The sequence below is a fragment of the Thalassoroseus sp. genome (assembly GCF_984380535.1).
Genome location: NZ_CFHRBF010000028.1, coordinates 24,539 through 37,970, shown reverse-complemented (window position 1 = coordinate 37,970; position 13,432 = coordinate 24,539). Strand labels below are relative to the sequence as shown.

Genomic DNA, 13,432 nt, shown 5'->3' with positions numbered 1-13,432 from the left:
TTTGGTGTAGCCCCAGCCGGTTTCTTTGCGGTTCCGGATGGGTAATGGTTAGCCGTTCATTGTTCGCCGACGCCGTTCAGAAAAACCGGCACAGGTTGCCATCGATAAAGTTGCGTCGGGCGACATTCTCTCTCCCTGTTAACCACTCGCAGACAAGCGAGAAAAAGCAGCATTGGTTGACAGCAATGACCCCCATAGATTTCGCATTTGGGTCGTCAGATGACGGATCAAAAGGGACGGCAATTGCATTACAAAAAGTGTATTCAGCACGAGAAAGCCTGCAAAACCCGCCGACTCGCTCCAGATTGGTTTTGTACAGGGAAGATATTGCTGGCCGGCCATCTTCGATGCAACATTGCATCGAATGAACGTACCCAACCACCGATCCTGCGACTCTGGCATTTTCTTCGTAAAATCACTCCAGGAAGTGGAGTGTACTTGTATGGACGAAAAAGAATCACAGACGCACGCATCGTTTTTGACGCTCTTCACGGCGAATGAGCCGGCGATTCGCGCTTATGTACGCAGACTTGTTCCCACACGGCAGGATTCGGCCGATGTGATGCAGGGCATTGCGCTCGTGCTTTGGCGGAAATTTGAAGAACTACACGATCCGGACGGATTCCGCCCCTGGGCGTTTGGAATCGCACGATACGAGGCTCTGGGATGGTTACGCGACAAGGCTCGCAATCGACTGGTGCTGGCCGAGGATGTTCTTGAAGTCGTGGCCGAGGAATCGTCACAACAGGAACCTCGACTGGCTGCTCAGCGTGATGCGCTGGCCGACTGTCTGGAGAAACTGCCTGGCGATCAACGAGAGCTAGTTTTGGCAGCGTATGCGCCGGGTGCCAGCATTCAGAACGTGGCCGATCGCAGTGGTCGGACGGTCGCTGCGTTCTATCAATGGCTGCATCGAATGAGGGCTCGGCTGCTGGAATGCACTCGGAGGACAATCCAGACGGAGGGCTTGACATGACAAACTCCGAAGAACTGCGAGTCATGATTGCCGAGTATGCGCGTGGCGATATCTCTGAAGTGCGACTTCGACATCTTGAGGCTGCGCTTCGTGAAGACGATAAGTTGCGCACCGAATTCATCGAGTACATGAATGTCGACGCGGCATTGGGTGATCTGGCAGCGCTGTCCGAGTCGGAAATTGCTCAGTTGGACGGGATCGCCGCTGCGTCAGGTCAGGTGGCGAACTTTGATACAGGAAGTCACGCGGAGCATGTGACGTTCGTTGAACCAAATGACAGGACGGCGATCACATTGGTTACCAAACGTACTCACTGGAAAATGATCGCGGCACTGGCGGCCTGCCTGATCGTGGCAATCGCTTTCTGGTCGCAATTTGGTACGGACGCAGGAGGAGATGCAAACGACGTTGCACACGAGAATGGCGGCGCAGCGGAATCGGTGCGAGGCGCCAACTTCGCTGCCTTTGCCTCTGTCATCCAGTTGGCGGACGCGAGATGGGTGCATGGCAAGCCTCTGGCCATTGGAGATCGAGTTTCAGCGGGTGTGCTTCAGCTGGAATCGGGGATCATTCACCTTCAGTTTGACAACGGGGTGGGCGTGACATTGGAAGGACCGGTCGAGTTCGAGGTGACGTCAGTCGACGTAACCCGGCTTCGATCAGGTTTGTTGACCGCGACCGTTCCACCTGGTGCGGAAGGTTTTCGAGTCGATACGCCTTCGGCTCAGGTGGTTGATCTGGGGACAGCGTTTGGAATCGATCAGCGAGCTGACGGAACGTCGACTGTTTCGGTGTTTGACGGAGAGGTCGAGATCCTCAGCGGGGAGGACAGCGGCAAGCGTTTGCTTACCGAAGGTAGAACAGTGCGGCTTGCCGCCGATGGCAGTATGAGCGATGTGGAGTTTAACTCGCAACCATTCGAGAAACTCTGGCCGACCGCGTCGGGGATTGCGGGTTCGACGGGTGCCTTTCGATTTGCTCCGCCATGGCCGCGTGGGCTGAGTCGAATTCAGAGCGATACTGAGATTTTTGTTCTGCCCGAAGGTTATGCGAGCAAGCTGGAGGAGCCATGCCCGATCGACATGACGGAATCTGAACTGAACACGTCCAGCATTCCCGCCGGACAACGGGTTCGATCATATCTCCTGCAGTTCAACCCGGTGGACCCGACCGGACAAGAGGCAGCCAGCATCGAGCTTGGCAGCCGGATGCGGCGGATCGAAGGCAGTATCACATTCGACCGCCCGGTGATCGGAATGATCGTGAATGGTGAAACATTGAAGGCGACCGATGAGATCTTCTCGCTCAACAGAGGCCCGATACGTCCTTTCGCTCGTGGGCTGGAACTGAGCCAATCACGAACTGCCGATGTCGTTTCATTGAGCGAAGACCGTCATACATTGACGTTGAAACTGGCGGTGTTTGACCAGTTCAGTGACCACGTGCGGGTGATTGTGGACGCCTCACTCGATGATGTTGAAGACTGATTAGCATTTCCCAAATGGAACAACGACTCCATGAATATTATATCCGCTGTCTTTCCAGTGGGCACCAATCTGACGATGAGAATCCTCACCGCGATACTGTGTTTGTTATTCACTGCCACCACGATCATCGCAGACGAACTCACGCCCGAAGAATTAAACTTCTTCGAGGCCAAGATTCGCCCGGTGCTCATTCGCGAGTGCTACAGTTGCCACTCGAACAAGACGGGCAATGCTCGTGGCGGTCTGAAACTGGATACGAAACAGCTAATGCATCTGGGTGGCGAATCGGGGCCGGCGATTGTACCGGGTGAACCTGAAGAAAGCTTGCTGTACAGCGCGATCACGCATGAAGACTTTGCCATGCCGCCTAAGCGGAAGTTGTCGCAGAAGATCATTAACGATTTCAAAACCTGGATCGAAATGGGCGCGCCCGATCCACGTGTGAATGAAGTCGCCAAGGTAAACTCAACGATCACGGCCAAAGATATTCAGCAAGCAAAGGAGTCGTTCTGGGCATATCAAAAGGCACAGTACACACCACCTCACAACGTGGAGCGGACCGATTGGCCACGCACGACGATCGATCGCTATATCTTGGCAAAGCTTGAACAGGCCGAATTGGCTCCGTCCGACGATGCTGAGCCCTATAAGATCCTGCGTCGCCTGACGTTTGATCTCATCGGCCTGCCCCCGACACCTGAGCAACTTGCATACTTTGAAGCTGCGTGGAAAACGGATCCTGACAAGGCAGTGGAATATGTTGTGGATCGCTTGTTGAGCATGGATCAATTCGGCGAACGCTGGGGGCGGCACTGGTTGGATGTTGCGAGGTACGCGGAATCAACAGGCCGTGAGGTCAACATGACCTATCCGCAAGCCTGGCGGTATCGCGACTACGTCATCGACTCATTCAACGCCGACAAACCTTATGATCGCTTTGTTCAGGAGCAGCTCGCGGGCGATCTGCTGCCTGCGAAGACGGATGAAGAGTGGACTGAGAATCTGGTGGCGACGACATTTCTGGCGATTGGGTCGAAGAACGTCAACGAAGAGAACGGCTCGCAATTCGCTGCCGACGTCGTTGACGAACAGATTGATGCGACGAGTCAAGTATTCCTCGGCATGTCAGTGTCGTGTGCCCGATGCCACGATCACAAGTTCGACGCTATTCCGCAGACCGACTATTACGCTCTGGCTGGAATCTTCAAGAACATGAAAACCTACTTCGGACGTCCCCAGTCCGACTACGGCGAATTCATCAGCACCGTTCAGGAACGGCAACTCAGCACGCTGTTGGTGATGCCTGTCGAAGACCCAAATCCTTTCGACATGAGTTAGTCGCCTGCACGACTGCAGCGTCTCAAAGAAGCAATGGAGGCGAAACTGCAGCAGTTGAGAACGCAGCGACGTCGCAACGCAGGCGAGCGTAGCATCGCGGCACAACGACAAACGATCGTGTTGCTGCGGCAAGCGTCTGCACTTTCGAGCCAACTTGCGACAGTCAACGACAAAGGCCAACCGGTTAGCTTCTGCATGGGAGTGCAGGAGACCGAGAACCCAGCGAATGCTCGCCTCCTTGTGCGAGGGGAAATCGATCAGCCGGGTAAACTCGTGAAACGCGGCTTTCCGCAAGTGCTGACCGACAATCCCGTCCACATCAATTCCGAAAAGAGTGGCCGACTGGAGTTAGCACGATGGATCGGGAGTGACGAGAACCCCTTGACTGCGCGTGTCATGGCAAACCGAATTTGGCAGCACTTGATCGGCCACGGCATTGTGCGATCGACGGAGAATTTTGGCGTGACTGGAGAAATGCCGACGCATCCGGAACTACTGGACTATCTGGCGATTCAATTCGTCGAGTCAGGATGGTCGGTGAAGTCGTTGATTCGAGAGATTACCACATCCCGCGTTTATCGCATGCAGTCGACCTTTAATGAAAAGAACCACGAATACGACCCGGACAACACTTTGGTGTGGCGAGCGAATCCAAGACGATTGGATGCCGAGGCCATCCGCGACGCGATGCTGAGTATCAGCGGCGAGCTTGATCTAGAGCGTCCGCGGGCTTCGATTGTCGCCGAGGCGGGACACACACGAGTCCAGGATGGGCAGTTTGATTCGGGGCGTCCGCCGGAACAACAGGATTCCCCGAGTGGAATGCGCGGCATGAATGGCATGCGTGGTCCGGGACGAGGCATGTTCGGTCGCGGCGGGATGAGCGGCCAGTCGAACGGTTCTGAGAAGAGCCCATTTGATATGGAATCGGCTCAGTTCCGAAGCGTCTATCTGCCAGTCGTGCGTGATGCGCTGCCACACTCGATGACAGTGTTCGACTTTCCCGACGCCAGCACGATCACGGGGACTCGCGACGATTCCAACACCCCAAACCAGGCTCTCTACATGATGAATAACCCGTTCGTTGTGCAGCAGGGTGAATCATTTGCGCGTCGCTTGGCGGAGTCGAATTCCCAGCCTGTGAAACAAGTAGAGCAAGCGTTTTTACTGGCCTTTGGACGAACGCCAACTTCACGAGAACGATCGGCAATGACGAAGTTCCTGCAAAACTATCGGCCAAGTCGAGGATCGTCCTCGCTGGTCGCCATGTGCCAGACCCTCTTTGGAGCGGCGGAGTTTCGTTTGATCGATTAGCGCATGAACTGTTTTCAATGGACGGGTTGAACTGTAGTGGGATTCGCCAGAATTCCTTGTCACTGGGGAATTCTGGCGAATCCCACGACTCGTCACAGGAAAATGGGCGAAGCACTGGTCCACAACTTATTTCAAATCAATTTATCTGGGAGCGAAAGATGTTCTATTCCCGACGTGAAATCCTAAAGAGTGCTTCAGCCGGTTTCGGCTATCTGGCGTTTGCTGGCTTGGCCAACGCTCAAGCCGCCAAGGAAGACCCACTTGCTCCCAAGTCGTCGCACTTCCCCGGCACTGCTAAACATGTCATCTTCCTGTGTATGTCGGGTGGTCCTTCGCATGTGGACACGTTCGACTACAAGCCACAACTCATCAGAGATCATGGCAAGCCGGGACATTACGGAGGCACGCTTTTAAGTTCGCCCTGGAAGTTTCGTCAACGTGGTCAAAGCGGCCTGTGGATTAGCGATCTATTCCCCAACGTTGGCGAACATGCAGATGATCTGTGCCTGATTCGGTCGATGCAGTGTGATCAGCCAGCTCATCCCAGCGCGATGACGCAGATGCACACCGGGACTTCCCGGTTCATTCGACCTTCGTTAGGAGCCTGGACGCTCTACGGCTTAGGTACCGAGAACGATAGCGTTCCCGGTTTCATCTCTCTGAATCCAATTTCCGGAAACTCCCGAAACTACGGCAGTGCTTTTCTTCCCGCGATCTATGGCGGCACCAAAGTTGAATCAGGCGGGCAAGGAAACAAAGAAAGCGTTCGAGACATCACCAACAAGTCGCTCTCAAGAAAACAGCAACGCGATCAACTGGATTTGCTGCAGATGCTCAATCGCGAAAAGCTTGAGCGAGACAAAGTCCAACCGCAGGTTGAGGGTGTGATCGAGGCGTATGAACTCGCCTTCCGAATGCAGGATGCGATGCCAGCTGTCATGGATACTTCGAAGGAGACTGCCACGACATTGGCGATGTATGGTGTGAATAGAGAAGAGACCGCGTCATTTGGCCTGCAGTGCCTGTTGGCTCGTCGAATGGTGGAATCCGGCGTCCGCTTTGTTGAAGTGACACTCGGTCCGTGGGATCAACATACGAACCTGAAGTCGGACCATAAGGCTCGGGCCGTGGCCTGTGACAAACCGATTGCCGCACTGCTGCAGGATCTGAAGCAGCGCGACATGCTGAAAGATACACTTGTGATTTGGGGTGGTGAGTTTGGTCGCTCGCCCGAGGCACAGGGTTCCGCTGGCGATGGCCGCAACCACAACAACAAGGGCTACACAACCTGGATGGCTGGTGGTGGCGTAAAAGGTGGTTTCAGCTACGGAGCGACTGACGAATACGGCTACGAAACCGTCGAAAACAATTGCCATATCCACGACTGGCACGCCACCATTCTGCATTTACTGGGCCTCGACCACGAACGGCTTACTTACCGCTATGCAGGTCGCGACTTCCGCCTGACCGACGTCCACGGCGTCGTCGCGAAGGATATTCTTGCCTAGAGCATTCGATTCGGCTGGCAAAAAGCGAGCATTCCTTCGAAGAATGTTTTTCGGCCCCGTCTCAAACCAATGTGATTGTACAGGAAGCAAGCCAATGGCGCTGTCCGGTTCAGGTCGCACATTGGTATTCGAGCCCCCCAGTTAGCCTGCTTCAGGACTCAAGCAAGATCTTGGCCATCACTATCGGCGTGATGCAGCCATTTCCTTTATCGGCGACGAGGGATCGCCACCGCCTTGATGAAGGCCAGCCTGGACTATCTCGACAGCCGAAACATCGACTGCATCAAACTCGACGCCAGCCCAGACGGGTTTCCCGTTTACGAACGAACGGGCTTTCACACCGAGGCCAAGGTTCATCGCTGGGAACGTACGGGTGGCGAGAACGCTCCCGTGCCGCCGGAAGGTGCATTCCCAAAACAGCTCGCCGACCTGGATTCGCGAGCGTCCGGGACATCGCGAATGCGCCTCATGCAGTACATCGCGGATCCTGCACGAGCAACTCAGTACATCCACTCGACTCATGAGCGAATTGATTCAGAAGAAACGTGGTGTGCGCGTATCCGTAGGCAGTCCGTGCTATGTGCGGCTGGCGGAGTATTCCGATATTGGTGAATTCTTTTAGAACGCCTCTAGCTTAATTGACGCTCTGGACATTGCAAATTCTGCTTAAATCTCGCTCAGCGGTTGGTCGGCATCACCGAACCTGTTCCGATGTACCCCCATTTTCTGCATCATGCTAAGATACAGCCGGCACATCTGCCGATCGGATTTGCCACTGTAATCCAGATTCAGGCCGCCCTGAATTTGACCGCCTGCACCGCCCAACATCACCACCGGCAACCGACTGGCGTCGTGGCTTCCGGTCAACATGCTGGAACAGAGCATGATCATGGAGTTATCCAGAGCCGTGCGATCCCCCTCCTGAATCGAATCCAGACGTCTGGCGATGTAGGCCATCTGTTCGAGAAAGAACTGGTTGACTTTCAACCAATCGTCCGTGTCGCTGTGCGAAAGGAGATGGTGAATCATGTAGTCAACGCCGATGTGCGGAAATCGCAGCGTGCCGTGATCGTTATTGAGCTTCAGCGTGCAGACCCGAGTCGTGTCCGTCTGGAAAGACAGGACCAGGATGTCGCACATCAGCTTCATGTGCTCAACGATGTCCTGCGGATAGCCGTCATCCGGACGAGGGAAATTCGGTTTCGTAAGTGTCGGTCGCCAGCCCTGCAGCTCACCTCTCTGTCCGGCTTTGTCGATGCGGTGTTCGACTTCGCGGACCGAATTCAGGTATTCGTCCAGCTTCTGCTGATCGAGTCGGCTGATTCCTCGCCGCAGGTCTTTTGCATCCGCGAGCACGGCATCCAGGACGCTGCGATCACCCTTCTGAGATTTGTCTTTGAACAGCTGATCGAATGCGAGTGCCGGGTAGACTTCCAGAGGAGTCGGCGTTGTCGGGCTGCTCCACGAAATGTGCGAGCTGTACAACATCGAATAGTTTTTGTGGACAGAAGGATTCGCCTTCTCGCATCCCAGCACAAGACTCGGCAGCTTCGTCTGATGCCCGATCCGCTGGGCAACGACCTGATCGATACTCGTGCCGGACTTGATTGTGCCGCCGGCAGCAAGCGGTGCACCTGAGAGGAGATTTCCCGTCTGAGAACTGTGGATATTTCCTTTGAGAGCTTCCGCGTTGTACAGGCCATTAACGAAGACCATTCGGTCGCGGAAGTCGTTCAAGGGGTGGAGCACTTTTCCGAGCTGCATGTCCGGGCCCTGTCCTCTGGCCCACCACTCTGTGGAATGATAGCCACAGCCGGAAAAGAGGATCGCCATCCGTGTGGGTGCCTTGCTCGACGGCTCTTTGCTGTCCGGCTGGTCCCCCCACACCCGCATGGACTCCATCCAGGGCAACGCCATACTCACGCCAAGACCTCGAAGCATTGTCCGTCGAGAAACATTCCAGGACATTTTGAATCCTTATGTGCATTCGAGTTAGACAGGTCACTCATCAACCGTATGTCGGCCGCGAATGCTGCGAAACTGGTGGCTGGTGACGATCGCGTCAACCGCCACACTGAAACGGTAGTCATTATCTTCCAGATTGTTCTGCATTTTCGCCAGAAGAAGTTCGTCAGAAAGCTGCACCTCGCGGCCCAGAGCGAAGCCAAGCAGTTTTTTGCAGAACTGTCTCACGACATCGTCTTTACGTTGCATCAACAGGTACTCGCGCAGTCCGGCGAGACCGTCTACGTTCTCTCCACCCAGTAACGTTGTCTTTGTGTCAACTTTCTGAGATCGCACTCGACCGAGAACATCAAACTGCTCCAAGGCAAAGCCGTATGGATCAATGCGGGCGTGACATTTTGCGCACTCAGGGACGGAGCTGTGTTTCTCGATGAGTTGGCGAGCTGTGAGGCCACCTGGAACTTCCTCGGGAAGAACTGGCACACCAGCAGGTGGTTTTGGAAGTTTCTCGCCGAGGAGTGTCTCGGATATCCAGTTGCCTCGAAGAATCGGGCTCGTTCGAGAAGCTCCTGACTGGCTTGCCAGGAACGTCGCCTGAGCAAGGATTCCTCCGCGGCCCATCGAGCGAACTCCGCTCACTTTCTGCCACTCCTGCCCAGCAACCTTCTGAAACTTAATCCCATAGTGGCTGGCCAGCTGCTCATTCAGAAACGTGTGATCGGCATTCAGCAGATCAAGGATTGATCCGTCGTTACGGAACATGTCTTCGAAGAAGCGAACCGTTTCTTCGTACATGTCGCCGCGCAGCTTCTCGAACTCGGGATAGAGCTTTTCGTTCTTCTCGTCGTTCTGATCGAAGTTGCGAAGGTGCAGCCACTGGCAGGCAAACTGAACGGCCAGTCGGCGGGTCCGAGGATCGTTTAGCATCCGCTTCGCCTGCTGGCGGATCTGATCGTCCGAATTCAGTTCTGAGGAAACTGCGGCCGTCGCAAGTTCCTCGTCCGGAGTAGACGACCACAGGAAGTAGCTCAGCCGGGTCGCAAGTTCGATGTCTGAAACGGGTGCTGCGTTCGAGCCCTCCGGCTGTCTTTCGCGTCGATAGAGAAACGCGGGCGACGTCAGCACTCGGGCAAGCGTCAGGCGGATCGCGTCTTCGTGAGGAATTTCTGTCTCGCGCAGTTTCTGGTAGAGGATTCGCAGGTCGGTTTGTTCGGTCGTCGTTAACGGTCGGCGCCACGCTCGCGCTGCGAAGTCATGGACGGCATTCAGATGAACCGGTTCGGTGTCCAGCAGTCGTTTCCGAAACTCGTCGGCTCGTTTAACGATGCCGGTTTTGAGCGGGTCCCAGACTTTGACCTTGTCCGGGGCATCCTGTGTGGCAAATTCACGGATCTGCTCGAACGCCACCTCGTATCGCAATGGTTCCTGGGCAACGAAGAACAATTCGTCCCACATCCGGTTCAGATCAGCCGCCTCCGCTTCGCTCAGCATCAGACGCTGCAGAGCCACATCCTGGCGGTAGAAGAGGGTCATTGTGACGACCTCGTCGACGGGAACGATTCGGGCGTAACAAAGGTGCGCCGGGAACAGTTCGCGAAATGCATCGAAGGCTTGCAGGATATTCTGCCGAGCATGGCTTTCCGCGTTCGTGACCACCGGACTTGAAGCTCCGATGGATGACGGTTCGATCCGGGTCAGGCCGGCTTCGATCCGTACTGTTCCTTCTTTGCCGGCTCGAGCATCGAGAAGTGCGCCGGTGACGAATTTACGCCCCGCTGCGAGTTTCGCGGGCACTTTGAACTCAACGAGCGAGGGTGCCCTCACAAGCAGATCGGCCGAAGACACGGTGTGACCACCGGGATGTTTCCCGAACCGGCCATCGGCTTCGACTTCTTTCAACAGTGATTCAAGACTGCGCGGAGAAAGCATTAAATCCATCAGCTGCCGATAAAGCAATTCGTCAGGCGAACCGGCGACGGATGGCGGGTTACCGGTTGCCAGTTTCTGAACCGCAGTGGCAAGCTGGTTTCTTTTATCTGCGTCCTTCTCCTGTTGCCACTTCGAAAGTAGAGAACCGGCCGGCACAGCGACCATTGTGCCGGGTTCTTTTTTCACCGATTTCATTTCGCCCTTGTAGAAGTGCCACGTCTTTGCGAAACCATGGCTGTCGACGTGAGGATTGCCTGCCTGAATGTCACTCGACACATCATTAGCCAGATCCCATTGCCTTTTCGCACCGGCGACTTCGGTAATCGTCAGGTTCATCTCGGTCAGGTCGCAGAAGTAGCTCGGACCCGGGCCGAGGATGAATGAAATCAGCTCGTCTTTCCGAACAGTAATCTGCTTAGGCTCCATCTTTGCCGAGCCACCGGCCTCAAATGATCCTTTCCAGAGTGTGCCAAACTTTCGCGCCGTGCGATGCTGAAGGTACCACTCCTGGCCATCACCACATTCCGGGTGAGCGTCCGAAATCTGAGCTTCGATCTTCACCATCCCATTGATCGGACTTTGCCAGCCGATCGCTGCAAAGAGAGTCGGCGACGGGTGAGCCGTGATACCGTGCGGGCGAACGATTCCGGGAACACGGACCTGCATATCTGACGAATTTGCCGAGATCACAGGTGTCGCCCCGGTGCCCCAGGATCGGATGAAATTGTACTCGCCGTTTGTTTCCTTTTCCGTAAAGTGTCCCGACACGATGACTGGCTCGGACGGTCCAACTCCAAGGTAGCTGGCCCACGCTTTCAGAGCACTGACATCGAGCTTTCTTACTGTCGCCACATGCTCAAACTGTTCTGTCGACACCTCTGTGCCGAGCGCCTCGAGTTCGGAAACGGCTGCTAGATACTCAGCCGTTCCCTGGAGCGTCTGTTGCTGAGTCTGCCGCATCCGTTCCTGCAGGCCGGCCAGGTCGCGCAGCAGGATGTCCGGCCCGTTTTCGATCGAAAGTCGAGGGTTCTGCCAGACGACATAGTCATCCTCATTCCCGTCTCCGATGTCTGATGCCGAGAGAAAAATCGAGACATCTCCATCCGGACTTTCAGGCAGGTTGACTCGAAAATCGCGGCGGGAAGCAACCGGATTCGAAGGCTCCATCCAGATTCTGGAACGACCGTCATTTCCGATGTGTCCGATAGGGTTGTACTTGAAGAGTGCGTTCTGATGTTCGGAAATGAATGTCACGAGTCCATCCACTTCCGACGGACTGGCTCGGTGCCATCGCTCACGAATCTGGTCAATTACCAGAGACCTGGAGTTGCCAGCCGAAGTCAGCGTTCCCCAGAGCCGGGTCAGATATTTTGTATTAAGCCCGCGAGCTTTTGCGACTTTCTCAATCGTCTCCGTTCGGTTCCGAAGTGCGTCACGTTCCTCCAGAGTTGCGACCAGGTACGGCTTCAGGGGAAGCAGTCCGTCCTCGTTTGCATCGAATGTGAGGCCATGCAGCGTCACGGATTGCGTACGGCCCTCAGTCGTAAATCGACGATAAAACGACTGAATTTGTTGGACCAGGTGGTCTGTTTTGTCCCGTCTCGTCGCTTTGGGAGAAAAACGAATCCCGTCAGGAAGTAGCATGGCGTGCTGTGAAACTTCTTTGGCGGCATCGAGATACTTGGTCACAAGCGATGGCGACATCGCCTGACCGGCTCCCGAATTGATAAAGCCCTCGCCGGAGGCTCCGTCAACCGGGAACTGGCGGGTGGGGTTAAGCGCGGCGATTCCGGTCAGATCACGGACGGTGTAGTTGTATTCGTCGTTTGAAAGCCGCCGCAGAATAACGGGGCCCGGGTCGCCTGCGTGCTTTCTGGCCTCGCTGAGCAGAAAGTCTTTCACCCAGCTACGAAGTGTCTGCAACTCGGTGTCGCTCGGCTTCGGAGAATCCTTTGGTGGCATTTGCCCGGTTTCGAGCATCGTGCGGATCTTCACCCAGACCTTTGTCTGTTTTCGAGCCGAGTCCACAGTTGGAAACTCGCCAAAATCGATGTCGGCTTCGGTGGTCGTGCCTTCGTGACAATCGAAGCAGAAGCTTTCCAGCAGTGGCTGGACCGTCTGCGTGAATTCCGTCGTCAACGCGTCATCCTGAGCCACAGCGCTGGCGGCCTGCCAGCCGGCTAGAAGACCAACAGACAGAATCAACAGAAACAGCGAACGTGCGGTCCAGTCAACGCTGCGCATCATCAGTCGCCCTTCAAGGAATCTAAGCGAGGATCGGGTGTGACTATATTACCATGCACATCGGTCAGACGATAACCCCTGCCGGCGTGGCGGAACGTCAGGCGTTCGTGGTCGAGGCCAACCAGGTGCAGGATGGTCGCGTGAAAATCGTGAACGAGAACGCGGTTTTCCGCGACAGCGATGCCGTGTTCATCCGAGGTCGCCGAAGGCGATGCCGTTTTTCACACCGCCGCCGGGCAGCCATGACGAAAACACCTGATGATGCTCGGGGCCGGGATGATCGACTCGTTCGTGATAAGGAGTCCGACCGAACTCAGTCGACCAGACGACCAGGGTGTCCTCGAAAATGTCGCGCTGTTTGAGGTCGCAGATCAGAGCGGCGATCGGCTGATCGACGTTCTTCGCCAGCGGACCGTGAGTAGCCATGTTGCCGTGCGCGTCCCAGTTGTTTGACGAACCAACGTCGATCAGTTCAATGAACCGAACGCCGCGCTCCGCCAGTCGTCGACCGACCAGGCACTGCCAGCCAAAGCCAGTCTTCGGGCCCGGCTGCAGGCCGTACATCATCAGAGTGGACTCAGTTTCGCCTGAGAGGTCCATGGCTTCTGGAGTCGCTCGTTGCATCGGCTCCTGGTTCCATAGCGGGCATGGTGGGCCAGCAATTGCCCGGT

At 55.6% G+C, this 13,432-nt stretch carries 9 protein-coding genes and 1 pseudogene; 6 read left to right on the top strand and 4 right to left on the bottom strand.

The window, feature by feature from the left end:
* Window positions 1–442: 442 nt before the first annotated feature.
* The 6 genes and pseudogenes from AC5DDB_RS28260 to AC5DDB_RS28235 all read left to right on the top strand — a co-directional run.
* Entirely contained in the window at window positions 443–976 is a 534-nt protein-coding gene (locus AC5DDB_RS28260; protein ID WP_491743121.1) for a sigma-70 family RNA polymerase sigma factor, read from the top strand.
* Window positions 973–2,463, top strand: coding sequence for a FecR domain-containing protein (locus AC5DDB_RS28255; protein ID WP_491743120.1), 1,491 nt, complete (start codon window positions 973–975; stop codon window positions 2,461–2,463). The genes AC5DDB_RS28260 and AC5DDB_RS28255 overlap by 4 nt, the downstream gene beginning before the upstream one ends.
* A gap of 30 nt (window positions 2,464–2,493) precedes the next feature.
* Window positions 2,494–3,801, top strand: a complete 1,308-nt coding sequence (locus tag AC5DDB_RS28250; protein WP_491743119.1) for a DUF1549 domain-containing protein — start codon at window positions 2,494–2,496, stop codon at window positions 3,799–3,801.
* Window positions 3,802–3,834: 33 nt separating this feature from the next.
* Window positions 3,835–5,115, top strand: a complete 1,281-nt coding sequence (locus AC5DDB_RS28245) for a DUF1553 domain-containing protein (protein ID WP_491743118.1) — start codon at window positions 3,835–3,837, stop codon at window positions 5,113–5,115.
* Window positions 5,116–5,273: 158 nt separating this feature from the next.
* On the top strand, window positions 5,274–6,623 hold the full coding sequence (locus tag AC5DDB_RS28240; protein WP_491743117.1) for a DUF1501 domain-containing protein: 1,350 nt from the start codon (window positions 5,274–5,276) through the stop codon (window positions 6,621–6,623).
* A 219-nt stretch (window positions 6,624–6,842) separates the two neighbouring features.
* A pseudogene (locus tag AC5DDB_RS28235) lies at window positions 6,843–7,235 on the top strand (hypothetical protein); the annotation flags it as partial.
* A 54-nt stretch (window positions 7,236–7,289) separates the two neighbouring features.
* Here the strand turns inward: AC5DDB_RS28235 and AC5DDB_RS28230 are convergent.
* Genes AC5DDB_RS28230 through AC5DDB_RS28215 form a run of 4 tightly spaced genes read right to left on the bottom strand, consistent with a single transcriptional unit; the run spans window position 7,290 to window position 13,385 of the window.
* On the bottom strand, window positions 7,290–8,591 hold the full coding sequence (locus AC5DDB_RS28230) for a DUF1552 domain-containing protein (protein WP_491743116.1): 1,302 nt from the start codon (window positions 8,589–8,591) through the stop codon (window positions 7,290–7,292).
* A gap of 33 nt (window positions 8,592–8,624) precedes the next feature.
* Window positions 8,625–12,764, bottom strand: coding sequence for a DUF1592 domain-containing protein (locus AC5DDB_RS28225; protein ID WP_491743115.1), 4,140 nt, complete (start codon window positions 12,762–12,764; stop codon window positions 8,625–8,627).
* Complete coding sequence (locus AC5DDB_RS28220) at window positions 12,764–12,943, bottom strand: DUF1501 domain-containing protein (protein WP_491743132.1); 180 nt, start codon at window positions 12,941–12,943, stop codon at window positions 12,764–12,766. The genes AC5DDB_RS28225 and AC5DDB_RS28220 overlap by 1 nt, the downstream gene beginning before the upstream one ends.
* A 7-nt stretch (window positions 12,944–12,950) precedes the next feature.
* The gene (locus tag AC5DDB_RS28215; RefSeq protein WP_491743114.1) at window positions 12,951–13,385 is read right to left on the bottom strand and encodes a DUF1501 domain-containing protein; all 435 of its coding nucleotides are present in this window, start codon (window positions 13,383–13,385) and stop codon (window positions 12,951–12,953) included.
* Window positions 13,386–13,432 lie beyond the last annotated feature (47 nt).